Below are 24,983 nucleotides of genomic sequence, written 5' to 3' on the forward strand. Positions count from 1 at the left end.
TGGGCCTTCATGACCTGGTTCGGCAGGCGGCGCAAGGAGAAAGCGGTCCGAGTACGACTTTCGGTGCTGGCGGACGAAATCGGTGCGAGGACGGGCGAAGTGCTCGACGAGGAATTCTGCGGCGGCATGGGGATCATGGCCTCTCCCATCAGCCTGGTGATCCTCTCGCTCCGCCCGGACCCGGACGACTCCGTGGTTGAAACCGTGATCGACGCCGCCCGTGCCGCCGGGTACACCTCACCGCTCGACGTCCCGCTCCCACAGAGCCGCAGCTACCTGTTCCGCTGCCATAACGGCCTTCCGCAGCTGTCGGTCAGCTTCACCCCCGCCGGCCAGCGGATCGGCTACCACGGCGACGTTCCGGAAGGACGAGTCGGCGTCACGTTCAGCATCAGCGCGTGATCGCGCCGCGGTTCGCCACCACGCGAAAAAGAGCACCGGCCTCCTGCCGGAATCAGCCCCCGCCAACGGCAAGCCTCACACATCCGCCTATCCCACGATGCGGGAAAGCCGAACGCGCCCCGGCCAGCAGGTGAGCAATTCTGGCGAAGCGCCCTTGTCCCGATCCGGTAGTCTTGGGCACCAAGGTCGAGAGGCGCTGCAACGGACCGCCGGGTCCGCCACGCTCGGCCCCGGACTTCACCGCAAGGGCGCCTCCCACGACATGGGAGGAGCGCTGGATGGAAACGACCGCCCTGCGAAAGCTGCTGGATGAGCGCATCGTCGTGCTCGACGGGGCGTGGGGGTCGATGCTCCAGAACGCCGGCCTCAAGCCAGAGGACTACCGCACCGAGCGGTTCCAGGACCACCCCCGTGACATCACCGGTGACCCCGACCTGCTGAACATCACCAGGCCGGACGTCGTGCTCGACATCCACCGCCAGTATCTGGACGCCGGCGCGGACATCACGACCACGAACACGTTCACCGCCACCACGATCGGCCAGGCGGACTACGGGCTCGAGCACCTCGCGTACGAGATGAACCTCCGCGGCGCCCAGATCGCCCGCGAGGCGGCGGACGCGGCGGGCGGGAAGTTCGTCGCCGGGTCGGTCGGGCCGCTGAACGTCACGTTGTCGCTGTCGCCCAAGGTCGAGGATCCGGCGTTCCGCGCGGTCACCTTCGACGAGGTGTACGCCGCGTACGCCGACCAGATCAAGGCGCTCGCCGAGGGCGGCGTGGACCTGCTGCTCATCGAGACGATCTTCGACACGCTCAACTGCAAGGCCGCCATCGCCGCCGCCCGCGACGTCGCGCCGCATCTGCCGCTGTGGATCTCGGTGACGATCGTCGACCTGAGCGGCCGGACGCTGTCGGGGCAGACGGTCGAGGCGTTCTGGAGCTCCATCGAGCACGCGGATCCGCTGCTCGTCGGCGTCAACTGTTCGCTGGGCGCCGAGGAGATGCGCCCGCACATCGCCGAGCTGTCCCGCCTCGCGGGCACGTACACCGCCTGTCACCCGAACGCGGGCCTGCCGAACGCGTTCGGCGGATACGACCAGACGCCCGAGGAGACCGGCGGGCTGCTCGGCGACTTCGCCACGGCCGGGATGGTCAACGTCGTCGGCGGCTGCTGCGGCACGACCCCCGCGCATATCAAGGAGATCGCCGACGCCGTCCGCGGGATGACGCCGCGGGACGTCCCGGCCCCGAAGCCGCACACCCGGTTCAGCGGGCTGGAGCCGTTCGAGATCGGCAAGGACACCGGGTTCGTCATGATCGGCGAGCGGACCAACGTCACCGGATCCGCCAAGTTCCGGAAGCTGATCGAGGCCGACGACCACCAGGCCGCCGTCGACGTCGCGCTGGAGCAGGTCCGCGGCGGGGCGAACCTGCTGGACGTCAACATGGACGCCGACCTGCTCGACAGCGAAAAGGCGATGACCACGTTCCTGAACCTCATCGCCACCGAACCCGAGGTCGCCCGGCTGCCGATCATGATCGACAGCTCGCGCTGGACGGTGCTCGAGGCCGGGCTGAAATGCGTGCAGGGCAAGGGAGTCGTCAACTCCATCAGCCTCAAGGAGGGCGAGGAGCAGTTCCTCCAGCAGGCCCGGCGCATCCGCGACTACGGCGCGGGCGTGGTCGTGATGGCCTTCGACGAACAGGGCCAGGCCGACACCGCCGACCGGAAGGTCGAAATCTGCGGGCGTGCCTACGACCTCCTGACGCAGCAAGCCGGTTTCGTCGCCGAGGACATCATCTTCGACCCGAACGTGCTCGCGGTGGCGACCGGTATCTCCGAGCACAACGGGTACGCCAAGGCGTTCATCGACGCGCTGCCGCGGATCAAGGAACGCTGCCCCGGCGTGCACATCAGCGGCGGTATCTCGAACCTCTCCTTCTCCTTCCGCGGCAACAACGTCGTGCGCGAGGCGATGCACTCGGCCTTCCTGCTGCACGCGGTGCGCGCCGGGCTGGACATGGGCATCGTCAACGCCGGGCAGCTCGCGGTCTACGAGGACATCCCCAAGGATCTGCTGGAGCTGGTCGAGGACGTGCTCTTCGACCGCCGCGAGGACGCCACCGACAGGCTGGTCACGTTCGCGGAAACGGTCAACGGCAAGGGAACCCAGCGCACGATCGACCTCTCCTGGCGCGAGAACACGGTCGAGGCACGGCTGAGCCACGCGCTGGTGCACGGCATCGTCGACTACATCGAAGAGGACACCGAGGAAGCGCGCCAGAAGCTGCCGCGGCCGCTCGAGGTCATCGAAGGCCCCCTGATGGACGGCATGAAGATCGTCGGCGACCTGTTCGGGTCCGGCAAGATGTTCCTGCCGCAGGTGGTCAAGAGCGCGCGCGTGATGAAGCGGTCGGTCGCCTACCTCGAACCGTTCATGGAGGCCGAGAAGGAGAAGGCACGCCTCGAAGGCCGGATCGAAACCCGGCAGGGCAACGGAAAGGTCGTCCTGGCGACGGTCAAGGGCGACGTGCACGACATCGGCAAGAACATCGTCGGCGTCGTCCTCGGCTGCAACAACTACGAGGTCATCGACCTCGGCGTGATGGTCCCGGCCTCGGTCATCCTGGACACCGCCGTCTCCGAAGGCGCCGACGCCATCGGGCTCTCCGGCCTGATCACGCCGTCGCTGGACGAGATGGTCAACGTCGCCGCCGAAATGGAGCGCCGCGGGCTGAAGCTGCCGCTGCTGATCGGCGGAGCGACCACGTCGCGCCAGCACACCGCGGTCCGCATCGCGCCCGCGTACGAGCACACGACCGTGCACGTTCTCGACGCCTCCCGTGTCGTCGGCGTCGTCGGCGACCTGCTCGACGCCGACCGCGCCGAAATCCTCGACAAGAAGAACCGTGAGGACCAGGAAGAGCTGCGCGTCCAGCACGCGAACAAGCAGCGGACGCCGTTGCTGACGGTCGAGCAGGCGAGGGCCAACCCGGAGAAGGTCTCCTTCGACGACGTCCCAACGCCCGCGTTCACCGGCGTCCGGTACGTCTCGCCCTCGCTCACCGAGCTGCGCGAGATGATCGACTGGACCTTCCTGTTCCTGGCCTGGGAGCTGAAGGGCAAGTACCCGGCGATCCTGGACAACCCGGTGGCGCGGGAACTGTTCGACGACGCGAACACCCTGATGGACCAGATCATCGCCGAAGAGCGGTTCCAGGCGAAGGGCGCGTACGCGTTCTGGCCGGCGCACTCCGAGGGCGACGACATCATCCTGGAGTCAGGTGTCAAGTTCCCGATGCTGCGCCAGCAGACCAAGAAACCGCTGTCGCGGCCCAACCGCTGCCTGTCCGACTACATCGCCCCGGCGGGCGCGGGCGATCACCTGGGCGGCTTCGCGGTCACCATCCTCGGCGCCGAGGACTTCGCGGCCGAGTTCGAGGCGAAGCAGGACGACTACCGCGCCATCATGGTGAAGGCGCTCGCGGACCGGCTCGCGGAGGCGTTCGCCGAGTACCTGCACCTCCAGGCGCGACGGGAGTGGTTCGAGCCGGACGCCGATCCGAAGCTGGAGGACCTGCACGCCGAGAAGTTCCGGGGCATCCGCCCGGCGCTGGGCTACCCGGCGAGCCCGGACCACAGCGAAAAGCAGGAGTTGTTCGACCTGCTGGACGCGGGCAGCTTCGGCATGGCGCTGACGGAGTCGTTCGCGATGACACCGGCGGCGAGCGTCAGCGGGCTGATCTTCGCCCACCCCGATTCGCGGTACTTCACCGTCGGACGGCTCGGCAAGGACCAGGTCGAGGACTACGCGGCCCGTCGTGGCGTCGAACTGTCCACTGTGGAGCAGTGGCTGCGCCCGAACCTCGCCTACGAGCCCGAATGACACAATGATCAGGTGACTGCCGAAGGCTCGGACTTCCTGCAGCTGGACATCGGGGACGCCCCGCCGGGGCGCCGGTCGGACTGGCTGGCGTCGCGGTTGCGACACGCCATCTCCGATGGCCGCCTGCCGGTCGGCAGCAGGCTGCCCGCGACCAGGGCGCTGGCCGCGGACCTGCGGGTCTCCCGCGGCGTGGTCACCGAGGCCTACCAGCGGCTGGTCGAGGACGGGCACGTCGCCGGACGCGGCCGCGCGGGCACGGTGGTCGTCGCGGCACCGGCGAGGACCAAGGAGCAGACGGCATCCGGTCCCCCGGCCGCGGGCACGATCTTCCGGCCCGCGCCCGGGATCGGTGTCTTCGACTCCCTGCGGTCGACCCCGGCGAGGATCGACCTGTCCCCCGGCGTGCCGGATCTGACGGCGTTCCCGCGAACGGCCTGGCTACGGGCCGAACGCACCGTGCTCAACAACCTCTCGGCGGCGGACTTCGGCTACGGCGACCCGCGGGGCGCACCCGCGTTGCGGCTGGCCATCGCGCACTGGATCGCCCGCACCCGCGGCATCACCGCCGACGCCGACGACGTGCTGATCGTCGCCGGTGTCGCGCAGGGCCTCGGGTTGCTGGCCCAGGTGCTGGCCGACAACGGGATCTCCGAGATCGCCGTCGAGGATCCGAGTTCGCTGGGCGCGCGACAGCATCTGCACGACCGGCGGCTGGCGACGCCGCCGATCCGCGTCGACGAAGACGGGGTCGACGTCGGCGAGCTCGTGCGCAGTGGCGCGCCCGCCGTCCTGCTCACGCCCGCGCACCAGTTCCCGACCGGGGTCGTGCTCGGCGGGGAACGCCGTCGCGAGCTCATGCGCTGGGCCGCCGACGGCGGGCTGATCATCGAGGACGACTACGACGCCGAGCACCGCTACGACCGCCCGCCCGTGCCCGCGCTGCGCTCGATGCTCGCCGAGCAGGTCTGCTACGCGGCCAGCGTGTCGAAGTGGCTCGCGCCCGCGCTCCGGGTGGGCTGGATGCTGGTCCCGCCTCGCTACCGGGACGAGGTGGTGGCGGCCAAACGGTTCGCCGACCTGGGCAACGCCGTCCTCCCGCAGCTGGTGCTCGCGCATCTGATGGAATCCGGCGAGATGGAACGGCAGCTGCGGTTCGTGCGCAAACGGCACCGCCGCCGCCGGGACGCGATGATCGACGCGCTCCGGACGCATCTCCCGGACGCCGTGGTGCACGGCGCCGCCGCCGGGCTGCACCTGACGATCACCTTCGACGCGGAGTTCTCCGATCTCGACTTCGCCGCCGCCGCGCTGGAGCAGGGTGTGAAGGTGCAGCCGCTGTCGTGGCACTGTCAGCGGCCGATGAATCCGGGGCTCGTCCTCGGCTACGGGGCGAGCCCGGCGAGTGACATCGCAGAGGGCATCGCCGTCCTGGGCAAGCTCCGGCGCTAGCGACCACCGCATTTCGTCCTCTGGATGCGGTGGTTCGTCGTCGAACTACCGCGTTCAGAGGACGAATTGCGCGAGGAAAGCCAGGAGCACGGCCGGATCTTCGACGTGGGCGTTGTGGCCAAGCCCGGGAAGCTCGACGGAAGCCTCGCTGAGCGCGCGAAGCTGTTCGGGGCGGCTCATGGGGTCGTGTTCACCGGCGGCGAGGACGACCGGGCAGCGCGCCGCGCCGAGCAGGCCGGGCATGTCGGGAGCGCCGACAGCGAACGCGCGGGGATCCAGGGCCAGCCGCCAGCCGCCCTCGGTTTCGACGATGCCGTCGGGGTCCGCTTCGGCCAGGCCGGTCAACCCCGCGATCTTGAGGAACGCTCGTTCGGCGTCCTCGCGGGCCGGGAACACCCTGGGCGGTTTCGCCGCCATGTCGGCTGCCTTCGCGAGGTCGGACTCGCTCCAGTCGACCTTGACGCCCACCGCGAGCACCCCGTCGACCCGGAGTCCGAACCACCCGCCGGCCAGCGCGAGCCCGACCACGCCGCCCAGGGAGTGGCCGATCACCAGCAGCGGACCGCGTTCCGGGAGCGCCTCGGCGACCGCCGCGGCCAAGCCGCCGAACGAGTAGTGCGCCGAGTGCGGTGAGGCCCCGTGCCCAGGCAGATCGGGCGCCAGCCAGCGGTAACCGGGTTGCAGCATCAGGCCGTCCCAGACCGCGCCCGTCGCGCCGAGGCCGTGCAGCAGCAGCACGGCGGGGCCCTCGGTTCCGGCGGTGCGCATCTTCAGCGTGTCCACCGGACGGATCTTTCCGCAGTCCCCCGCTCGCGGGCTAGTCTCGACGCCGTGATCACCGATCCGGACGTCTACACCCGGGGTGTGCCGTACGAGCACCTCGCGTCGCTACGCCGGGAGTCACCGGTCGTGCGCGTCGACGATTTCTGGGCCGTGCTGCGGCATTCGGACGTCAAGCACGTGCTGAAGAACCCGAAGCGGTTCTCGTCGCACCTCGGCGGGACACAGATCCGGGATCCGGCGACCGAGCAGGACCTCGGTTACGTCCGCCGGATGATGCTCAACATGGATCCGCCCGAGCACGCCCGGCTGCGGGGCCTGCTCACCAAGGCGTTCACGCCGCGCGCGGTCGCCAGGCTGACCGAGCGGATCCAGGGCTGGGCGAGGGAGCTGATCGCCGCCGTCCGCGCGGACGGCGAGTGCGACTTCGCCGCGGTCGCCGCCGATCTCCCGCTGCTGACGCTCGCCGAGGTCTTCGGGATCCCCGAGCGGGACCGGCGGCTGATGTACGACTGGAGCAATCGCGTGATCGGCTACCAGGACGCCGACTACGCGGTGAGCGCGACCGTCGACGCGGACGAGGTCACCGATCTCGCGCGGGCGGCGCTGGCGGTCCGACCGGTTCCGGGGCCGGACGGGTCGATGCCCGATCCGCGCACTCGCGAGGGGATGCCGGATCTCTACGCGTACGCCACCGCGCTCGGCGAGTACAAACGCCGGAATCCGGGTGACGACGTGATGAGCAATCTGATGGGCCACGTCGAAGATGGCGGGCGGGTGTCCATCGCGGAGTTCGAGAACCTGTTCTGGCTGTTTTCCGTGGCGGGCAACGAAACGCTGCGCAACGGCATACCAGGCGGGATGCAGGCGCTGCTGGCGCATCCGGATCAGTACCGGCGGCTGCTCGCCGACCGTTCCCTGCTTCCCGGTGCGGTGGAAGAGATGCTGCGCTGGTGGACGCCGGTCATGCATTTCCGCCGGACCGCGACCGAGGACGTCGTTCTGTCCGATGTGGACATCCGCGCCGGGGAAAAGGTGGTCGTCTGGTTCTCCGCCGCGAACCGCGACGAGACCGTTTTCGAGGATCCGGACCGCTTCGACATCGGCCGCGCTCCCAACGATCACCTGACCTTCGGGCACGGCCCGCATTTCTGCCTCGGCGCCCAGCTGGCCAGGGTGCAGCTGCGTGCGATGTTCGAAGCGGTCCTCGACCAGCTCGGCGAGGTCGAGCCCGCCGGTGCTCCGGTGCGGTTGCGGTCGAATTTCCAGAACGGGCTGAAATCCCTGCCGATCCGCTGGTAGCGATGGGCCCCTTCCCGCCCCCGAGCGCGGGAAGGGGCCCATCGCCCCTAGGTCATTCGGCCGCGGCGAACTCCGGTTCGGCGACGGTGGAGCGGGCTTCGGCCTTGCGCAGGCCGACGATTCCGGACAGCGCCACCAGGACACTGATCACGGCGATCCCGGTGACCACGGTGAGCGCGGGCGCCAGACCGTTCAGCAACGCGGCCGGGCCGGTGGCGCCACCGGAGTTCCCGGTCAGGACCGCGGTCACGATGGCGAGCCCGATGGCGCCGCCGACCTGGATCGACGTGTTCAGCAGCCCGCCGGCGAGCCCCTGCTCGTCGTCGGAGATACCGCTGGTCGCCTGGATGTTCAGCGAGGAGAACGCCAGCATGAAGCCGATGCCCAGCAGGATCATGCTCGGCAGCACCGAACCGGCGTAGCTGGAACTCTCGTCGATCCGCAGGAACAGCGCGTACCCGATGACGTGGGCGACGACACCGGCGAGGATCGTGCGCGGGGTGCCGAGCCGGTCGATCAGCGGCTCGATCCTGGGTGAACCGAAGGCCACGATCAGCGCGGCGGGCAGGAATCCGAGCGCGGTCTGCAACGCGGACCAGCCCAGCACGGTCTGCAGGTACAGCATGACGACGAACTGGAAACCGATGTAGGCGCCGAAGAACGTCGCGCCGCCGAGGTTGGCGCGGGCCAGTGGGCCGGAGCGCAGGATGCCGAGCCGGAGCAGCGGGTGCTTGCTGCGCTTCTCGATGAACACGAAGGTGACGAGCAGGGCGAGCGCGAGGGCGAACGAGATGAGCGTCCGCGGCGCGGCCCAGCCGATCTCCGGCGCTTCGACCACGGCGAAGACCAGCAGGAGCGAACCGGCGGCACCGGTGATCGCGCCGGGGAAGTCGTAGCCGCCACCGGTCTGCGGCGAGTAGGACGGGATCAGCTTGATCGCGGCGACCAGCGCGGCGAGCGCGATCGGCACCGGCAGCAGGAACGTCCAGCGCCAGCCCACCTCGGTGAGCAGACCGGAGAAGACGAGGCCCGCGGAGTAACCGCTGGCACCGAAGACGGCGAAGATGCTGATCGCCCGGTTGCGGGCGGGGCCTTCGTGGAAGGTCGTGGTGATGATGGACAACGCGGCCGGCGCGGTGAACGCGGCGGCGAGCCCCTTGATGAAGCGGGTGGCGATCAGCAGCGCGCCGTCGTCGACGAGGCCGCCGAGCAGGGAAGCGAGCGCGAAGACCGCGACGGCGACGAGGAAGACCCGGCGCCTGCCGAGCAGGTCGGCGGTGCGCCCGCCGAGGAGCAGCAGGCCGCCGTAGCCGAGCACGTAGGCGCTGATGATCCATTGCAGGGCACCGGTGGAGAGGCCGAGTTCGGCCTGGATGGACGGGAGGGCGACGGCGACCATCGACACGTCGAGCGCGTCGAGGCCCACGACGACGGACACAGTGAGCAGGACACCCCAGAGGCGCGCGTCCCACCTTGTCGAGCTGGTGGACAGCTGCACGGAAGAACTCATGATCCGTACAGTACATGCACACGCATCTAATGCAAGTGCATTTAATGACTTTGCATAAAATTCACGTGCATGCTATCTTGGGCCGCGTGAGCGACGTCGCCGAACAAGGCCTGCTGCAGGAGTGGCACGAACTGTCCGCCCGGCATGCGGCGGTCTTCGGGCGCCTCGAGTGCCGTCTCCAGGAGCGCCACGGCCTCGGTGTCACCGAGTTCGAAGCCCTGGAACGACTGGTGACCTGCACTGTGGGCAAATGCCGCGCGGCCGACCTGACCGAGGTCGTCCACCTGAGCCAGAGCGCCACCTCGCGACTCGTCGCCCGTCTCGAGCGCGAAGGACTCGTCCAGCGCGCGCTCTGCGAGTCGGACCGGCGCGGGATCTTCGTCGTCGTGACCGATGAGGGCCGCCGTCGCTACGAAGAGGCGAAGCCGACGCACCGGGCGACGCTCGAAGAGACCCTCACCGTCGAAGCTTGAAGCCCGAAGGCCTCACTTCTCGCCGATTTTGACGGCGGTCAGGGTGATCACCGCGTCCGCGGTCACCTTCGTCCCGGGTGCCGGATCCTGCCCGGTCTGAACCCAGTTCCGGTCCAGCGCGAGCATCCGGCCCTTCCCCGTTCCGTCGACTTCGCGCAGGTTGTACAGGCCCGCCGCCTGCATCGCCGCGTCCTGCGCGGCCTGATGGTTCATCCCCGAAACATCGGGGACGACGATCAGCCGAGTGGCGGAAGACGCCGGCCCACTGATCTCCGCCGGTCGCTGAACACTCACGGATGTCTCGGTCACCGTCGACGGCGCCCCCGGCCGCGTGCCCGGGGCACCGCAAGCGGTCAGCACGGCGACACCGGCGACGAGGAGCAGTGCGACGGTCTTCGGCATTCCCGGACTCCACTCTGAGACAGTGAGACCGAAAAGAGTCGCGCCCGGACCACGGACCGTTACCACCCCATCCGGGTCAACTTCGGGCCAGCTCCTCGCGGATCGCCGGGACGACCTCGTTCCCCCAGCGGCCGAGCGCGCTGTCAGTGGTGGTCCCGTCTTCGACCGGGAAGTAGATGAACCCCGCGGCCCCGTGGTCGCGCACCGCCGTGACCAGTTCCTCGACCCACTGCCCCGGCGAACCACCGACCCACCGTCCCTCGTCGTCACGCGGCGACGGCGTGGGCTTTTCCGTGATGCGGCCGGGGAAGTTGTAGATGGTGGCGACCTCGCCGGGATCGCGGCCCGCGTCGACGGCGGCCTGGTCGATCACCGGACGGGATTCGGCGAACCGCGGGCTGAGCCAGTCCGCGGCGTGCCCCGGGATCCAGCCGTCGGCGAGTTTTCCGGTCACCGCGAGGGATTTGGGCCCGACAGCGCCCGTCCAGACCGGGGGTGCGGGCGCGGCCGCCGGCACCAGCCCGTCGACGGAGTAGAACTCCCCCTCGAAGGTCACCGGTGCCCCGCCGCCGGAAAGCGCCTTGATCAGGGTGATCGCCTCACCCATCGCCCGGACCGCCTCGGCGGGTGTCCGGTGCCCGACGCCGAGTTTGGTGATCTCCCGCCAGAGCCCGCCCGCGCCGATACCGAGCGCGACCCGGCCACCGGAGAGCGCCGAAAGCGACGTGATCGTCCTCGCCAGCATCGGCGCGGGACGGCTCGGCAGGTTGGTTACGTTGACCGCGGCCGTGACCCGTGACGTCCGGCCGAGGATCACGCCCAGCGCCGCGTAGGCGTCGAGCCGGTCGGCGAAGTAGGGGTGATCGGACAGGCTGACCAGGTCGAGTCCCGCGCGGTCCGCCTGTTCGGCGTGCCGCAGGAGGTCTTCCACCTCGCCGACGCCGGTTTCGAGCCCGAAGCCGAACAATGTCATCGCCAACTCCTTAAGTTCGTAGTACGCACTATATGTATCACGAACCACTTGCCGCTGTCGAAGTAAAGAATGTTTGACACGATGTCTAGAACTCTTTACCTTGGGCTTCGTGGCGATGGAAGAGAAACGCGCGTGGATCATGGTGGTGGTCACGGTCTTCGGGTACGCCGCGTACCTGATCGTCGTCCTCCGCCGGGCGGGCTCCGGCCCGCTCGTCGATATCCCTTATGTGGCACCGTTGCTGTGGACGATCGGCGCGGCCATCGTGGCTTCGATCGTGCTGAACGTCGCCGCCGCGATCGCCGCACCGCGGGACGCCGGCCGGAAGGACCAGCGAGACCGCGAGATCGGCCGGTTCGGCGAGCACGTCGGACAGTCGTTCGTCGTGATCGGCGGTGTCGCCGCCCTCGTCATGGCGATGGCGGAGCTGGACCACTTCTGGATCGCCAACACCGTGTACCTCGCCTTCGTCCTGTCCTCCCTGCTCGGCTCGATCGCGAAGATCGCGGCCTACCGCTGGGGATTCCAGGCATGGTGAAACCGACCAAGGTCACGAACTCCATCCGCGCCCTGCGGTTCGCCAAGGGTGAGATGACCCAAGCGGAACTCGCGGACCGGATCGACGTCACCCGCCAGACGGTGATCGCCATCGAACAGGGCCGCTACTCGCCGTCCCTGGAGATGGCCTTCCGGATCGCCAGGGTGTTCGGCGTCGGGCTCGACGACGTTTTCCAGTACCCAGACCAGGAATGAGGCCGCCATGAAGGCGATCGCCCAGAACCAGTACGGCTCCACCGATGTCCTGACCCTGACCGATCTGCCCGAACCCGAAGCCGGACCGGACGGCGTGGTCGTGCGGATCCGGGCGGCGGCGGTCGATCCCGGGGTCTGGCACCTCATGGAGGGCACGCCGTACCTGGTGCGCCTGATGGGTTTCGGCGTGCGGAGACCGAAGGCCCGGGTCCGCGGGCTGGACTTCGCCGGCGTGGTGCACGCCGTCGGCGACGGCGTGACGCGATTCCGGCCGGGCGACGAGGTTTTCGGCACCTGCCAAGGCTCCTTCGCCGAGTACGCACTGACCACAGTGGACAAGATCGCCCGCAAGCCCGAACGGCTCGGCTTCGACGAAGCGGCGGCTGTTCCCATCTCCGCTTTCACCGCGCTCCAAGCGCTTCGGGACAGAGGCCGGGTCGCGCCCCGGCAGAAGGTCCTGGTCATCGGCGCCGGTGGTGGCGTCGGCACCTTCGCGGTGCAGATCGCCAAGGCGTTCGGAGCCGAGGTGGACGGCGTATGCGGCACGGGCAAGGTCGACCTGGTCCGCTCACTCGGCGCGAACCGCGTTTTCGACTACACCCGTGAGGATTTCGGCGGCGGCTACGACCTCATCCTCGACATCGCGGGCAGCCGGTCGCTCACCGCGCTGCGGAAAGCCCTTACCCCGCAAGGCACTCTCGTCCTCGTCGGCGGCGAGAGCGAGGGGAAGTGGATCGGCGCGGTAGGGCGCAACGTGCGGGCGCTGCTGCTCGGGCCGTTCGTGAAGCACAAGCTCCGCGGCCTGTTCTCCACAGAGAACCACGATGATCTCCAGATGCTGCGGGCGCTCATCGAAGCGGAGAAACTGACGCCCGTCGTCGACCGGACCTACCCGCTGGCCGAGGTGCCCGAAGCCATCCGCTACGTCCGCGAAGGGCACGCACGCGGCAAGGTCGTCATCACCGTCTGATGTTCTCCCCCACGTCGGACTCCGGACATCTTGGCAGTGTTCGGTGTCGGAGAGCGATCCGCCGAGTGCCGAGGAGACCACCGATGCCCGTCAACCGCCGCGACCTGTTGCGAGGCGCCGCCACCGCCGGTGCGCTGGGGCTGGCCTGGCCGTTGAGTTCGCGGATGACGGTCGCGCAGGCCGAGGAGGCCGCGGTGGCGTTGGGCGCGACCTGGGACGAAGCGCCGTTCACCCTCGGGGTCGCGTCCGGCGACCCGGTCCCGTACGGCGTCGCGCTCTGGACCAGGCTCGCGCCGAAGCCGATGGAGTTCGAGCAGCCACTGGACGACACCGTCGAGGTCGCTTGGGAGGTCGCCACCGATCGCGGGTTCCGCCGCCGCGTGGCGCACGGGACGACGGCCGCCACCGCCGGGCTCGGGCACAGCGTGCACGTCCCGGTGTCCGGACTGGAGCCGGGCGCTCAGTACTACTACCGCTTCCACGCGCTCGGCAAGGTCAGCCGGATCGGCCGCACCCGCACCGCGCCGGTCGGGCCGGTGCGGCGGGTGCGGTTCGCGTCGGCGAACTGCCAGGCGTTCCACGACGGGTTCTACGCGGCGCACGCCGGGATCGCCCGGGAAGAGCTGGATTTCGTCGTCCACCTCGGCGACTACGTCTACGAGCACGGTCAGGTCGGCGGGAACCCGCTGCGGGATCACGAAGGACCCGAGGTGCTGACCCTGCCGGCGTACCGGCGGCGGCACGCGCTCTACAAATCCGACCGTTCGCTGCGGGACGCTCACGCCGCCCACCCCTGGTTCATCACCTGGGACGATCACGAGGTCGTCAACGACTACAGCGGCACCACCCCGTCCTTGCGGGCGCGGCGCTCGGCGGCGTACCAGGCCTGGTACGAGCACATGCCGGTGCGCCCCGACCACCCCTCGACGCCGAGGATCCACCGGCAGCGCCGCTGGGGCGACCTCCTCGATCTGTCCATTCTGGATCTCAGGCAGTACCGGTCGGCGCAGAACCTGCCCGACGGCACGATCCTCGGCGCGGACCAGAAGGCCTGGCTCAAGGACCAGGTGACCGGCGCGGGCGAGGCGTGGCACTGCTGGGTGAACTCGATCATGCTGAGCCAGCTCGCGAAGCCCGGCGGCGGCTACATGTTCACGGACCAGTGGGACGGTTTCCTCGCCGAACGCAAGGAGGTGCTGACCCACGTGGCGAACAGCGGCCTCGAAGATCTCGTGGTGATCACCGGTGACTGGCATTCCGCGTTCGTCGACGACATCCGCCCGGACTTCGCGGATCCGTCCACGCCGGTGATCGGCACGGAGTTCACCGCGCATTCGGTCTCCTCCGGCGCCTACTCCCCCGAGTGGAACGCCACGAACGGACCGAAGATGGGCGCGGCGAACCCACACCTCAAGTACTTCGAGGGCGACCGGTACGGCTACGACGTCTACGAGGTCACCCCGCGCCGCTGGAGCACGCATATGCGGGTGATCGGCGACCGGCGCGACCCGCGTTCCCCGGTGAGCACCCTGACGACGTTCCACGTCGACCGCGGCAGGCCGGGGTCGTACGAGGACCGGTCCACCATCACGTCTCCGGCGCAGTACCGGCGGCGCTAGGCCAAAAGGGGAACCGGGAACTCAGAAGAGGGGCGGCCGACGCTCTTTCGGAGCAGCGCGGTTCACCGCACGCGTTCTCGTTTCACCTGCCCGATGAATTCACGACAATTCTTCCGTGCGGCTAACCTTGGCATTCCATTGGGAACGAGCCGCGGGAGAATTCAATGAAGAAGAAAATCGCCGCTTTAGTCATGGCCGCCTTTTCGGCGGCCGTATTCCTGGCCGCCACACCGGCCTCCGCGGCGACCGAAGACAGGTTCCCACCCTACGGATGCGACGGCGACCGCTATGGAATCCTCTTCGGCGAAGGGATTTCCCTGGCCTGCTTCTCCCTGCCGAGACACTCGGAGACCTACCGGGTGGTCGCCCACTGCGCATCCGGATCCTCCTTTTGGTACACCGTCGGGCATTGGGTTCCGATCGGTTTCGGTCCGTCCAGAGCGGAATGTCACGGCGCACTGCTTTCGAGCGCATATGTGGCCGGGTATCACGTAGACGACTTCTGATATTCGAATGACTTGATGTCGATCTTGGCGGCGCCGTTCAGCGTCCGCTCCCGGCTGGTCCCCACCGGCCCACTTCCGCGGTGAGCCACCGATGGAGGGAAAAGGCGAGTTCGACCGGCGCGTCGTACTGGATCAGATGTCCTGCCTCGGGAATGACCTCCAGAAGGGCACCGGGAATCGCGTCGGCGAGCCGCTTCGCCCGGTCCACCGGGATCCACGTGTCGTCCGCACCCCAGATCACCTTCACCGGCAGCGACAGTTCCGGATAACGGTCCTGGATCTCGTCGGTGTACCGGACGTCCGCTTCGGCGATCTGCCGGTAGAAGGCGCGTTGTCCGTCCGCGTCCAGCCAAGGCTCGGTCAGCGCGTCCAGCTGCGCGCCGGTGAGCCCACGATGGGAGGCCGTCCCGATGTAGGACTCCAGCGCGCCCCGGTGCACCGCCGGCGGCTGTGACTGGAAGACCCCGGCGTTCTCCGCGACGAGCCGGAAGAATTCCGAACCCCATGGCCGCAGCGCGACGACGTCCACCAGGGCGAGCGAGGCGTACTCCGCGCCGTGCAGCAGCTTCGCGCGCAGGGAAACGGCCCCGCCGTAGTCGTGGGCGATCACGTGCGGAGCCGTCAACCCCCAGTACTCGAGCAGATCGGCGAAGAGCTCGCCCTGCGTCCCGAGATCGACGGCGTGGCCGGGATCCTTCGAAGAACGGCCGTACCCCGGCATGTCCCAGACGTGGACGGCGAACTCCGCGCTGAGCGCTCGCGCGAAAGGCGCCCACAGCCGGGCCGACCACGGTGTCCCGTGACACAGCACCACCGGGGCGCCTTCGCCGAGGCGTTCCCACGCCACCGAACGGCCACGCCACTCGAACGTCCGCGACAACTCCAGCTCGTCGAAGCCCATGATCGCGATGGTAGTGGCGTCCACCCGATCAGTCGGGCAGTTCCAGTTCGGCATGCCGTTTGGACAGCATCTCCGCCAGCTCCCGGAGTTTGACGTTCATGTTCTGCGACGTGTGCCGCAGCACCTCGAACGCCTCCGCCGCGTCGATCCCGCGCCGCGCCATCAGGATGCCCTTCGCCTGCCCGATCGCGTCGCGGCTGTCCAGCGCCTGCTGGAGCTGCTCCTCCTGGAGCTGGCCGCGTGTGACCGCGTGCGTCGTCGCCAAGGCCAGTGACGCGTGCGTCGCCAGAAGCAGCAGCACGTCACGGTCGGCCCGGGCGATGCCGTGCGGGCTTCGCGAATAGACGTTCAGCGCGCCGGAAACCTGCGAACGCGACGCTTCCGGCAGGAGGGCCGTCGAGACCAGCGAGTGGAACCCGAGCGCCGCGGCCGCCGGACCGAAACGCGGCCATCGGGCGTCTTCCGCGAGATTGTCGCTGAAGGCCGCCGCCGGCCCCGAAACCCGGGCCGCCTCGACGCAAGCACCCTCGCCGTACTGATACTGCAACTGATCCAGCTCGCCGGCGATCTCGTCGGTCCCTACCGGCGTGTGGAACCCTCCGTCGGGATCGAGGAGGGTGACGCTGACCAGATCCGCGCCCGGCACCAGGTCACGCGTCGCGAAGACCACCCGTTCGAGTACGGCCGCGATCGAACCGGAATCCAGCAACGCCCTGGTCAGGGCAACGAACTGGTTGACAAGTGGCCCGGCGATGTACCGGGCGCCGCTTTCGGAGGTCACCGGCAGGTCGCCGTCGCCGACATCCTCGACGAATCGGTTCTTGTCCTGCTGCCAGTCGAATTCATCGGCCAAAGCCCGCCTCTCCCACTTCTGCACATCGGCGTGATGCACCACGGGAGTCACCGGCGGGAACCGGCGCCGAGCGCGCACCATCAACCGCCGCAACCAACCCGGTTACCGGCGGATCGGCGCTAACTTCTCAACGCTCAGAACCGCTTTCGGAAGCCGACCTTAGCCGAATGCGATCACCCGGCCTACCGCGACCCACGTTCGGCCCGTCCCGGATCACTTCTCCCGGTCGTGCCCGCGTCGAACGGTTCGGCCACCTGGCGTAATTCCGCATCGCCTGGCCGGCCCCGGCTCATGTTTCACCTCGGGTCGCGGTGGTACCCGGGTCGCGTGTCGCCGAGAACCCCGGGGGTGGTCACTGTGTTTTCGCTCTCGCTCCAGGCCGCGGAGCAGCGACGGATCATCGCCGAGTGCTTCGCGCGCACAGGGCTCACCATGGAACAACTGTGGCTGAGGTATTTCGCGCTGGGCGGCGACGCCAACGAGGCCGACTTGGCGGCCTACCTGCGAGGGGTGCTCCCCCTGTCCAGACTCCAGCGGGACATGGTGGCCCACGCGGTCAACGAGCGGCTCGACGAGATCTCCGGCGCGCAGCGGGCACCGTACAGCCACGACGCCGGAGACGGTAGCCACCCTCGCGGTCTCCTGGCCGCACTGGTCGGACTTCTCGACGGTGCCCAGCGGGTCTCTCCCGAACGGCTGCCCGCGATCGTCGCCGCGGCGGGCCGGGCGCTGGACCTCGAGCTGACGGTCTATCTCGCCGACTACGAGCAGCGACAGCTTCACCCTCTCCCCGCCGGGTCCGCGCCCGGCCGGCTACCGCTGCCCATCGAGGCCAGTACCGCCGGACAGGCCTACCGGCAGGCCGGCACCGTGCTGACCGAGGAGCCGGGCGGGCCGCGGCTGTGGACCCCGCTCCTGGACGGCGACGAGCGCATGGGGGTGCTCGAGATCGAGGCCGCCGCGGACGCCGACCTGCACGATCCCGCCCTGCGCACCCAGTGCCAGTGGCTCGCGTCGCTGTCCGGCCACCTCATCGCCGCCGCGATGCGCTACGGCGACGGCCTCGACATGACGCGGCGCAGGCGGCGGCGCGGCCCCACCGCGGAGCTGCTTTGGCAGAACCTGCCCCCGCTGACGGCGGCGACGGGCGACTTCGTGGTGGCAGGCGGCGTCGAGCCCGCCTACGACGTTCGTGGCGTGACCTTCGACTACGCGCTGTCCGAAACGACGGCGTGGCTGGCCATCTTCGACGCGGGCCGGGACACCGGGGCCTCGGGCCTGGCGGCTTCGGCGGCGCTCGCGGCTTACCGATCCGCCCGCCGCGAGGGGCAGGATCTGCGTGGCCAGGAGAGCGCTGTCGACAAAGCGCTTTCGGCACAGTTCGCTGACGGCACCACGGTCCGCGGCACCTTGGCCGAGGTGGACCTCACCCAGGGCACCCTGCGCCATCTCGAAGCGGGCGGGGAACCACCACTCGTCCTCGGCACCGGGCACGGGGCGACCACAGTGGACAGTGCACGGCGACCACCCTTCGGCGGCGGGGGCCCTGGGCACATCGCGACCGCCCGCCTCCGGGCCGGAGACCTCCTCGCCCTGCACACCGAAGGCCTCGCGGGAGCTCATGCCGCCGACGGCGAACGGTTCGCGCTCGCCGAAAGCCTGGACGCCGGCGCCGGGCACGTACCACCGGAAATCGTCCGCCGCGTACTCGATGCGGCGAAATCCCGCTACCGCAACGGTTTCACCGGTGACGCCGGACTGCTGATCGCCCGCTGGCCGGGCGCGCGGTGAACGGGCTCAGCCGCGGAAATCGACGTCTTCGGTCTTGACCGTCCCTCCCTTCCGGCCCGGCGCGGCCTGGTATCGCCAGTACAGATTCGTGTGCGCGATGACCTGCTCCGGCGTGGGCGCACCCCACTCCGATTTGTCGAAGGTCGTGTGCGCGTCACCGACGAGCGTCGCGTCGTACCCGCGGACCATCGCGCCGTGCAGTGTCGAACGGATGCAGGCGTCGGTCTCCGCCCCGGCGACCACCAGCCGCCCGACACCGCGCTCGGCCAGCACCTTCTCCAGATCGGTGTCCTCGAACGAGTCGCCGTAGGACTTTTCGACGAGAGGCTCGGACTCGTCACGGTCCAGTTCGCCGACGATGCGCCACTCTTCGCTGCCTCGCACGAGCCCGTCGTCGGAGTGCTGCACCCACACGACCGGCACGCCTTCCCTGCGCGCCTTGCCGACGAGAGCGCCGATGTTCGCGACCACGGAGTCACGCTCGTGGGCCTCGTCGACGACGCCGTTCTGGACGTCGACGACGAGGAGCGCGGTGTTCGGCCGGTTGGCGAGTGTGGTCATTGCGGGTGTCCCTCCAGGTCAGGCTGCTGTGGCAGACCTTAACCCCGGGCACCGACAAGTTCCGGCGATCAGTATCCGGGCGCGGAGTCTCCCCATCGTGGCCACTGTCGGGTCAGCCGATGAGCTGCCACAGATAGCTGGGGCTCTTGACCGGCGCGACGGCGTTCTTCTTCCAGAGGTACTTGACCTTGCACGGCGGGACGATCCGGTACTTCTGCACGGTGAACGAGCGTGCTTCCTTGTACTGCTGCAACCGCAACGTCTTGCCGGCGGGCACCGTCGCGGAATAGGACCAGGAATCGGCCTTCGAGTAGCTCGCGCCGACACTCACCGCCAGTGAGACACTCGCCTTCGCGAAGATGACGCCCGCCTCGGCACTGGTCGTGCCGGTGATGGACGCGTTGACCGACGAGGTCGTGGTCTTGTTGTAGGTGATCGTCCCCGGCCCGCGCAGGTAGTCGCTGCGAAGGTTCGTCTTCATCCAGGCCTTGGCGCCGTTCGAGATCGTGTAGTCGGGCGGGTCGTTGACCTCGGGGCAGGGCTGGATCGCGAGCGACTGGGCCCCGGCCCCGAGTGCCGCGGGCGCCACGCACAGCGCACAACCGAGCAGGACAGAAGCGCCCACCGACCGGAAACGCATCGCGAACCTCCCGTTGTCGATCATGATCGAACGGTAATACGGCGCCCGGCGACGGCGCGGAAATCCAACCGTTCGAGTTATCCGGCCGGCAGAGCGTGCTCCGGGGGCGAGGTCCTCGCGATCCTATGTCCGGCTCATCAAGTGGGCTCGTGAGTGTTTAGGACGGTTCTAACCGTCCTAAACACTCACGACCCCCTCAGACCAAATCAGGCTCCAGACCAGGTCGACCACACCGCGCCGTACTGTCCACTGTGGTCCTTCAGCCGAACGTCGACAGCCCGTCCAGCAGCCTGTCGACGTCCTCCGTGCTGGTGTACGGTGCCAGCCCGACGCGGAGCGCGGGATCCTCCAGCTTCAGGGCCGCGAAGACTTCGTAGGCGTAGAAGGATCCCGCCGGTGCGACGACGTTCCTCTCGGCGAGATACTTCTGCGCCTCGCGCTCGCGGCCGCCGAGGCTCATCAGGACTGTCGGCGTCCGCTCGGCCGCCTTGCAGTGCACGGTGACTGCGTCACCCAGCCCCTTCTCCAGCCAGGTGCGCAGCGTGTTTTCGTGCTCGTGCAAAGAATTCATCGAGTTCGCCAGGCGCGCCCGCCGTGTTCCGGCCGATCCCGGGTCGAGTGCGGCGAGGAAGTCCACGGCCGCCGTCGCGCCCGCGAGGATTTCGTAGGGCAGCGTGCCGAATTCGAACCGTTCGGGCACCGTATCGGGCGACGGAACGAGCTTGTCCGGCTCGACGGTTTCGAGGACGGCCGGCGACGCGCCGAGCACCCCGCAGTGCGGGCCGAGGAATTTGTACGGCGAACAGACGAAGAAATCCGCTCCCAGCGCGAGAACGTCCACCAGGTCGTGGGCGGCGTAGTGGACTCCGTCCACGAACACCAGCGCCCCGGCTTCGTGGGCGAGATCGGCGATCCGCCGGATCGGCGGTTTCGTGCCGAGGACGTTCGAAGCCGCCGTGACCGCGACCAGCCTCGTCCGTTCGGTGAGGACCAAGGTGTCGAGGTCGAGTTCGGTGGTCTCGGGATCGATGTCGAGCCAGCGGACGGTCATGCCGGCTCGCTCCGCGGCCTGGACCCACGGCCGGACGTTGGCGTCGTGATCGAGCCTGCTGACGACGATCTCGTCGCCCGCACGCCAGTTTTTGGCCAGGTGCCGGGAAAAGTCGTACGTCAGCTGGGTGGCGCTGCGGCCGTGGACGACGCCTTCGGCAGGCACGCCGAGGAAGTCCGCGTAGGCGGCTCGAAACGCCGCGACGGCGTTCTCCGCGTTGAGTTCGGACGGGCTGACCTTGCCCCGGTTCGACAGTGGCCCGGTGAGTGTCCGGACGATGGCGTCGGCGACGGGACGAGGTGTCTGAGTACCCGCGGGTCCGTCGAAGAAGGCGGTTCCGTCGGCGAGGGAAGGGAAATGGAGCCGGAGGGCGGCGACGTCGATGGCCATGCCCCCGACTCTGACATTCGACGGGGGACCGAGTAAACGCTTCGTGGCCGGAACTTTCTCCGGCCACGAAGCGCTCGGACTCAGTACAGCTTCAACCGGTACGCGCCGGACTGCGCGGTGCCGGCGAACAGATACCGGCCGTCCGCGCTGATCGCCAGGGAGAGCACCCTGGGATCGGGCAGTGCGCCGGGCACGGGCGCCCAGGTGCGGCCGAAGTCCGTGCTGCGCAGCACGCCTCCCCCGGTCGCACTGCTCGCGAACCGCACCCGGAAGTCGAACGGATGCGGCAGGATCCGGCTGATCTCATGGGGCTCCCCGCCGTCACGGACCCGGCGGAACGTCCGTCCGTCGTCCTCGCTGAGCAGGATGCCCGCGCCACCGACGAGGACGCGGCCGCCACCCCATCGGCTGACCGAGATCGAACTGACCGGTTCGCCGGAGACGTGGGTCCAGGTCTTGCCGCCGTCGTCCGAGCGGGACAGACCGCCGGAGTCCCCGCCCCAGACGCGATTCGGGTTCCACGGATCACCGGCGAAGGTGATGAAGCCACTGTCGACCGCGTGCTTTTCCCAGGTCTTCCCCGCGTCGTCGCTGCGGTAGAGCACGTAACCGGTGGGCGCGAAGGCCGAGACGAAGATCCGGTCCGGATCAGCCGGGTGGGCGAAGATCGTCCTGGGGAGCCCTTCCTTCGCCTTCGCCGCGAACTGCCAGGTCCGCCCGCCGTCACCGCTGCGCAGCACGTCGAGCGAGAACCCGTTCCGGGTGACCTGCCAGACGACGTCCGGGCGGCTCGGCGAGACGGACAGGCTCGCGTCCTCGTGCAGCCGATCGGTGGGATGCGACTGCCAGACCCGGTCCGTCGCGGAGACCTTGCCGCGCGGGAGCGGGGTGTTGTAGATCTCCTGCACACCGGCCGCGACGACGCTCTCCCGCAGGAGGTTCCCGGTGGTCACGAGGTCGCGAATGGTCTCACCGGGCACGCCGATCTGCTGGTAGCCGCGCTTGCCGCCGTCGGCGTACAAGCCGCGGTACAGCGAGGAGATCAGCGTGGTCGCGGGTTTGCCCGGCCCGGCGGGAAGATCGATCATGTCGCTGACGCCTTCGCCCGGTGCGGGCACCGGTTTGCGGGCCCAGGTGCGGCCGAAGTCCGAGCTGACGTCTATGTCGTTATACGTCGAGACGTACAGGCGCCCGCCGAGGAACCTCGGTTCGCGCAGGGTCTGCCCAGCGGGCTCGCGGCGCAGCACCGTCCAGGTCTTGCCGCCGTCGGCGGAACCGTGGAGTTCGGGGCCGACCGTGACCACGAGCCGCTCGCCGTCCGCGGCGACCTGACCGACCTCACCGTTGGTCCGGTAGACGAGTTCCGCCCGCCGCTCCTTGCCGCCGACCCCGCGGACCACCCAGAGGGCGTATTCGGGGTAGACCGTCGCGAAGTAGGCGTCGTCGCCGACCATCGTGAGCTTGAGCGCGCCGACCGGCGAGGCGATCCCCTCGCGCGGCCAGGTCCGCGGCACGTCGTTCCAGTGCTCGCCGCCGTCGATGCTGACGCTCAGCGAGTCGAGGTTCTGCACCACGACGACCCGGCCCGTCGGATCCGTGGCCATCCCGAACGCGCCGTCGGGGTACCACTCGCGCAGGGTCTCCCAGTTCTGCCCGCGGTCGGTGGTCCGCAGCAGCATCCCGTGCCACTCGCCGGGCATCCCGCCGGGCGAGTTGCCCACCGCGAGCATCCGGTCCGGGTTCACCGGATCGGCGAAGAATCCCTGGATGGCGGTGTCCGCCGGCATCCCCCTGCGCACGTTCCACGAGGCGCCGCGGTCACCGGAGAGCCACAGGGCGGGCGGGCTGGGCACCATCATCGCGAGCCCGGCGGGTGAAACCGCCAGCAGCCCGCCGACGCTGTTCGGGCCGATCGGGTCCCAGGCGCCGTGCGGCCGCCCGGTCGCGTCGGCCTCGGCGGACGGGAGCTGGGGTTCGGCGGTGGCCACCGATGTCGCCCCGGTGGTCCCGAGAACCGTCAGCAGCCCGAGAACGAACATGCGTTTGGTGATCGATCTCAGTTTCATGCAGGAGATCTTGGCGCAAGATCCGGCAAAGGGATAGAGGATTGGTCGGATCTTTACCCTCGTATCGACACGGCACGTTGCCCTGCCACCTGACAGACCCGCTTGTCAAGACCCGATCGCCTTCGGTCCTACCCTCAACTCATCGGATCACTGACGCCCGACGGCTCGCCTCTTCCTGTCGAATCGAGCATGAGAAATGTTCAGTAAAGCAGAAAATGGAGATCACCCCCTTGGGGGATATTCAACAACCACAACTGCCGGAAAGCTGTTAACTGTCGCCGAGAACAAACGGGCGGCACTCTGGGGCGGGGTCACTCGAGGGGTTTCAATGAATTCGAATTTTTGTTTCGTGTTCAGCTGAGGTTCGCTCACTTTCCATGCATGCCAACGCATATACCGGATCGGGCCCAGCCCGTTCCGGCGGCAGACTCCGCCTTTTCACGGCGATAGAACATGCGCCGTTCATCAATCAGCCATTGTCGAAAAAGGGGTAGACATGCGCTTTTTGAAAGCATCCGCGGTAGTCGCTTCGGCGGCGGCGGGACTGATTCTCGCCGGGACGTCGGCGATCGCGGCACCGGCGGAATCGGCGCCTTCGGCCGAACCCGCCGCCATGGAGGTGTGCGGGTTCTACGAGAACCACGTCACCGCCTTCTACGCCCACTGCGCGGACAGCTGCATCTGGATCGTCGTCGACTACGAGTCGGGCCCCAACCAGTACAAGCAGATCCTTCAGCGGGGCACCGTCGACATCGGCGGGGCGCGGGACGTCAACAACGCGTGGTACTCCCACGTCTGCTGAGTGAACCGGAGTGGCCCGGCCGTGCGCCGGGCCACTCCGGCCTCGATGCGGCTTCGCTAGCGGACGGCGATCACGATCAGCGCGGCGACGAGCAAGGCGAGGTACGCGATGGCGTGTGCCCGGTCCGGGATCCGGCCGACCACCCGGCGGGTCACGGCGATGGCCGGAAGCGATCCACACAGCAACGCGCCCGCGGCCACCAGGTCGATGTAGCCGAGGTGGGCAGAGCCCGGCGCCGTGCCCGTCGCCGCGAAGGCGTAAACCGCCGTGCCGATCACCGCCACCGGCAGGCTCAGCGGGTTCGCCAGCGCGGCCGCGTCGGCCATCGGCAGGCCCTTGCGCCGCATGAGCGGGACGGTGAGGACACTGCCCCCGACCCCGAGAAAGCTCGCCACGGCACCGATCCCGGCGCCGCCCGCGGTGGCGGTGACCCCGCCGAGCGCCCGCGGCCGGCTGTCGTCCCGTCTGCTCACGAATCCCTTCCGGACCACGCCATCGGCGATGGTCAGCGCGAGATAGGCGACGAAGAGCCAGCGCAGCGCACTCTCGTCGGCCATGGTGGCCGCGAAGGAGCCGAGTACGGCACCCAGGCCGATGAACGCGACGAGCGGCCACAGGTAGTCGCGGCGAAGCCGTCCTGTCCGCAGTTGCGCGAGGGTGGCGCTCCCGGCGTTCACCACCATCACCGCGGTCGACGTGGCCACCGCCACGTGCATCGCGGCCGGCGCGTGCTCGGGATCGGCGAGCACGAAGGCGTAGACGACGGGCACGGTGACGAATCCGCCGCCGAATCCGAAAAGGACGGTGGTGACCCCGCTCAGGCAGCCGAACCCGAGGAGCACCGAGATCTCGATCAGCACTCCTTCGACGGTAGGCGCCCGTGGCGCGGCGGGCATTCGAAA

Annotated in this window: 23 protein-coding genes; 12 read left to right on the forward strand and 11 right to left on the reverse strand. The window is 68.9% G+C overall.

The window, feature by feature from the left end:
• Positions 1–9 precede the first annotated feature (9 nt).
• The 3 genes from ACZ3HL_RS10325 to pdxR all read left to right on the forward strand — a co-directional run bounded on the left by ACZ3HL_RS10325 (position 10) and on the right by pdxR (position 5,738).
• Complete coding sequence (locus ACZ3HL_RS10325; protein ID WP_465530166.1) at positions 10–402, forward strand: hypothetical protein; 393 nt, start codon at positions 10–12, stop codon at positions 400–402.
• A 278-nt stretch (positions 403–680) separates the two neighbouring features.
• Entirely contained in the window at positions 681–4,289 is a 3,609-nt protein-coding gene (gene metH / locus ACZ3HL_RS10330; protein WP_465530168.1) for a methionine synthase, read from the forward strand.
• A gap of 12 nt (positions 4,290–4,301) precedes the next feature.
• Entirely contained in the window at positions 4,302–5,738 is a 1,437-nt protein-coding gene (gene pdxR / locus ACZ3HL_RS10335; protein WP_465413355.1) for a MocR-like pyridoxine biosynthesis transcription factor PdxR, read from the forward strand.
• 54 nt (positions 5,739–5,792) lie between these two features.
• Here the strand turns inward: pdxR and ACZ3HL_RS10340 are convergent, their stop codons facing one another.
• Positions 5,793–6,521, reverse strand: a complete 729-nt coding sequence (locus tag ACZ3HL_RS10340) for an alpha/beta fold hydrolase (protein WP_465530170.1) — start codon at positions 6,519–6,521, stop codon at positions 5,793–5,795.
• A gap of 48 nt (positions 6,522–6,569) precedes the next feature.
• On the opposite strand from ACZ3HL_RS10340, the gene ACZ3HL_RS10345 reads away from it, so the two are divergent.
• Positions 6,570–7,820, forward strand: coding sequence for a cytochrome P450 (locus ACZ3HL_RS10345; protein ID WP_465530172.1), 1,251 nt, complete (start codon positions 6,570–6,572; stop codon positions 7,818–7,820).
• 52 nt (positions 7,821–7,872) lie between these two features.
• Here the strand turns inward: ACZ3HL_RS10345 and ACZ3HL_RS10350 are convergent, their stop codons facing one another.
• Positions 7,873–9,330, reverse strand: a complete 1,458-nt coding sequence (locus tag ACZ3HL_RS10350; protein WP_465530174.1) for an MFS transporter — start codon at positions 9,328–9,330, stop codon at positions 7,873–7,875.
• Between the two features lie 86 nt (positions 9,331–9,416).
• On the opposite strand from ACZ3HL_RS10350, the gene ACZ3HL_RS10355 reads away from it, so the two are divergent.
• Entirely contained in the window at positions 9,417–9,803 is a 387-nt protein-coding gene (locus tag ACZ3HL_RS10355; RefSeq protein ID WP_465413363.1) for a MarR family winged helix-turn-helix transcriptional regulator, read from the forward strand.
• Positions 9,804–9,815: 12 nt separating this feature from the next.
• Here the strand turns inward: ACZ3HL_RS10355 and ACZ3HL_RS10360 are convergent, their stop codons facing one another.
• Together ACZ3HL_RS10360 and ACZ3HL_RS10365 are read right to left on the reverse strand one after the other, a co-directional pair.
• Complete coding sequence (locus ACZ3HL_RS10360; RefSeq protein ID WP_465530176.1) at positions 9,816–10,205, reverse strand: PASTA domain-containing protein; 390 nt, start codon at positions 10,203–10,205, stop codon at positions 9,816–9,818.
• Between the two features lie 76 nt (positions 10,206–10,281).
• The gene (locus ACZ3HL_RS10365; protein WP_465530178.1) at positions 10,282–11,178 is read right to left on the reverse strand and encodes an LLM class flavin-dependent oxidoreductase; all 897 of its coding nucleotides are present in this window, start codon (positions 11,176–11,178) and stop codon (positions 10,282–10,284) included.
• 109 nt (positions 11,179–11,287) lie between these two features.
• Between ACZ3HL_RS10365 and ACZ3HL_RS10370 the strand changes: the two genes are divergently transcribed.
• From ACZ3HL_RS10370 to ACZ3HL_RS10390, 5 genes are all read left to right on the forward strand, one after another.
• Positions 11,288–11,716 (forward strand): hypothetical protein, encoded by a 429-nt coding sequence (locus ACZ3HL_RS10370; protein WP_465530180.1) that lies wholly within the window; start codon positions 11,288–11,290, stop codon positions 11,714–11,716.
• A complete protein-coding gene (locus ACZ3HL_RS10375) occupies positions 11,710–11,931 on the forward strand; it encodes a helix-turn-helix transcriptional regulator (protein WP_125673158.1) in 222 nt (73 codons plus the stop codon). The genes ACZ3HL_RS10370 and ACZ3HL_RS10375 overlap by 7 nt, the downstream gene beginning before the upstream one ends.
• A 7-nt stretch (positions 11,932–11,938) precedes the next feature.
• Positions 11,939–12,901 (forward strand): NAD(P)-dependent alcohol dehydrogenase, encoded by a 963-nt coding sequence (locus ACZ3HL_RS10380; RefSeq protein WP_465530182.1) that lies wholly within the window; start codon positions 11,939–11,941, stop codon positions 12,899–12,901.
• Between the two features lie 83 nt (positions 12,902–12,984).
• Positions 12,985–14,520, forward strand: coding sequence for an alkaline phosphatase D family protein (locus ACZ3HL_RS10385; RefSeq protein ID WP_465530184.1), 1,536 nt, complete (start codon positions 12,985–12,987; stop codon positions 14,518–14,520).
• A gap of 164 nt (positions 14,521–14,684) precedes the next feature.
• Positions 14,685–15,026, forward strand: a complete 342-nt coding sequence (locus ACZ3HL_RS10390) for a hypothetical protein (RefSeq protein WP_465413376.1) — start codon at positions 14,685–14,687, stop codon at positions 15,024–15,026.
• A 37-nt stretch (positions 15,027–15,063) separates the two neighbouring features.
• On the opposite strand, the gene ACZ3HL_RS10395 is transcribed toward ACZ3HL_RS10390, so the two are convergent.
• Together ACZ3HL_RS10395 and ACZ3HL_RS10400 are read right to left on the reverse strand one after the other, a co-directional pair.
• Complete coding sequence (locus ACZ3HL_RS10395) at positions 15,064–15,927, reverse strand: alpha/beta fold hydrolase (RefSeq protein WP_465530186.1); 864 nt, start codon at positions 15,925–15,927, stop codon at positions 15,064–15,066.
• Positions 15,928–15,955: 28 nt separating this feature from the next.
• A complete protein-coding gene (locus ACZ3HL_RS10400) occupies positions 15,956–16,780 on the reverse strand; it encodes an ANTAR domain-containing protein (protein ID WP_465530188.1) in 825 nt (274 codons plus the stop codon).
• A 348-nt stretch (positions 16,781–17,128) separates the two neighbouring features.
• Between ACZ3HL_RS10400 and ACZ3HL_RS10405 the strand changes: the two genes are divergently transcribed.
• On the forward strand, positions 17,129–18,571 hold the full coding sequence (locus ACZ3HL_RS10405; protein WP_465531036.1) for a SpoIIE family protein phosphatase: 1,443 nt from the start codon (positions 17,129–17,131) through the stop codon (positions 18,569–18,571).
• A gap of 6 nt (positions 18,572–18,577) precedes the next feature.
• On the opposite strand, the gene ACZ3HL_RS10410 is transcribed toward ACZ3HL_RS10405, so the two are convergent.
• The 4 genes from ACZ3HL_RS10410 to ACZ3HL_RS10425 all read right to left on the reverse strand — a co-directional run bounded on the left by ACZ3HL_RS10410 (position 18,578) and on the right by ACZ3HL_RS10425 (position 23,279).
• On the reverse strand, positions 18,578–19,132 hold the full coding sequence (locus ACZ3HL_RS10410; protein ID WP_465413384.1) for a cysteine hydrolase family protein: 555 nt from the start codon (positions 19,130–19,132) through the stop codon (positions 18,578–18,580).
• A 112-nt stretch (positions 19,133–19,244) separates the two neighbouring features.
• Positions 19,245–19,796 carry a hypothetical protein gene (locus tag ACZ3HL_RS10415; RefSeq protein WP_465530190.1) on the reverse strand — a complete coding sequence of 184 codons (552 nt, stop codon included), beginning with the start codon at positions 19,794–19,796 and terminating at the stop codon, positions 19,245–19,247.
• Positions 19,797–20,031: 235 nt separating this feature from the next.
• Positions 20,032–21,213: a cysteine desulfurase-like protein gene (locus ACZ3HL_RS10420; protein ID WP_465530192.1), complete on the reverse strand. Its 1,182-nt coding sequence runs from the start codon at positions 21,211–21,213 to the stop codon at positions 20,032–20,034.
• An 80-nt stretch (positions 21,214–21,293) separates the two neighbouring features.
• Entirely contained in the window at positions 21,294–23,279 is a 1,986-nt protein-coding gene (locus ACZ3HL_RS10425) for a peptidase S8/S53 subtilisin kexin sedolisin (protein WP_465530194.1), read from the reverse strand.
• Positions 23,280–23,775: 496 nt separating this feature from the next.
• Between ACZ3HL_RS10425 and ACZ3HL_RS10430 the strand changes: the two genes are divergently transcribed.
• Entirely contained in the window at positions 23,776–24,081 is a 306-nt protein-coding gene (locus ACZ3HL_RS10430; protein ID WP_465413392.1) for a DUF6355 family natural product biosynthesis protein, read from the forward strand.
• A gap of 56 nt (positions 24,082–24,137) precedes the next feature.
• Here ACZ3HL_RS10430 and ACZ3HL_RS10435 read toward each other — a convergent pair whose 3' ends face one another.
• Positions 24,138–24,941: a sulfite exporter TauE/SafE family protein gene (locus tag ACZ3HL_RS10435; protein WP_465530196.1), complete on the reverse strand. Its 804-nt coding sequence runs from the start codon at positions 24,939–24,941 to the stop codon at positions 24,138–24,140.
• Positions 24,942–24,983 lie beyond the last annotated feature (42 nt).

The sequence above is a fragment of the Amycolatopsis sp. NPDC000009 genome, from assembly GCF_055563465.1.

Coding starts and splice junctions, on each gene's coding strand:
- ACZ3HL_RS10365 (WP_465530178.1), bottom strand. CDS start 11,178: ATGACATTGTTCGGCTTCGGGCTCGAAACCGGCGTCGGCGAGGTGGAA.
- ACZ3HL_RS10360 (WP_465530176.1), bottom strand. CDS start 10,205: ATGCCGAAGACCGTCGCACTGCTCCTCGTCGCCGGTGTCGCCGTGCTG.
- ACZ3HL_RS10395 (WP_465530186.1), bottom strand. CDS start 15,927: ATGGGCTTCGACGAGCTGGAGTTGTCGCGGACGTTCGAGTGGCGTGGC.
- ACZ3HL_RS10375 (WP_125673158.1), top strand. CDS start 11,710: ATGGTGAAACCGACCAAGGTCACGAACTCCATCCGCGCCCTGCGGTTC.
- ACZ3HL_RS10380 (WP_465530182.1), top strand. CDS start 11,939: ATGAAGGCGATCGCCCAGAACCAGTACGGCTCCACCGATGTCCTGACC.
- ACZ3HL_RS10410 (WP_465413384.1), bottom strand. CDS start 19,132: ATGACCACACTCGCCAACCGGCCGAACACCGCGCTCCTCGTCGTCGAC.
- metH (WP_465530168.1), top strand. CDS start 681: ATGGAAACGACCGCCCTGCGAAAGCTGCTGGATGAGCGCATCGTCGTG.
- ACZ3HL_RS10415 (WP_465530190.1), bottom strand. CDS start 19,796: ATGATCGACAACGGGAGGTTCGCGATGCGTTTCCGGTCGGTGGGCGCT.
- ACZ3HL_RS10325 (WP_465530166.1), top strand. CDS start 10: ATGACCTGGTTCGGCAGGCGGCGCAAGGAGAAAGCGGTCCGAGTACGA.
- ACZ3HL_RS10385 (WP_465530184.1), top strand. CDS start 12,985: ATGCCCGTCAACCGCCGCGACCTGTTGCGAGGCGCCGCCACCGCCGGT.
- ACZ3HL_RS10390 (WP_465413376.1), top strand. CDS start 14,685: ATGAAGAAGAAAATCGCCGCTTTAGTCATGGCCGCCTTTTCGGCGGCC.
- ACZ3HL_RS10420 (WP_465530192.1), bottom strand. CDS start 21,213: ATGGCCATCGACGTCGCCGCCCTCCGGCTCCATTTCCCTTCCCTCGCC.
- ACZ3HL_RS10425 (WP_465530194.1), bottom strand. CDS start 23,279: ATGAAACTGAGATCGATCACCAAACGCATGTTCGTTCTCGGGCTGCTG.
- ACZ3HL_RS10430 (WP_465413392.1), top strand. CDS start 23,776: ATGCGCTTTTTGAAAGCATCCGCGGTAGTCGCTTCGGCGGCGGCGGGA.
- ACZ3HL_RS10350 (WP_465530174.1), bottom strand. CDS start 9,330: ATGAGTTCTTCCGTGCAGCTGTCCACCAGCTCGACAAGGTGGGACGCG.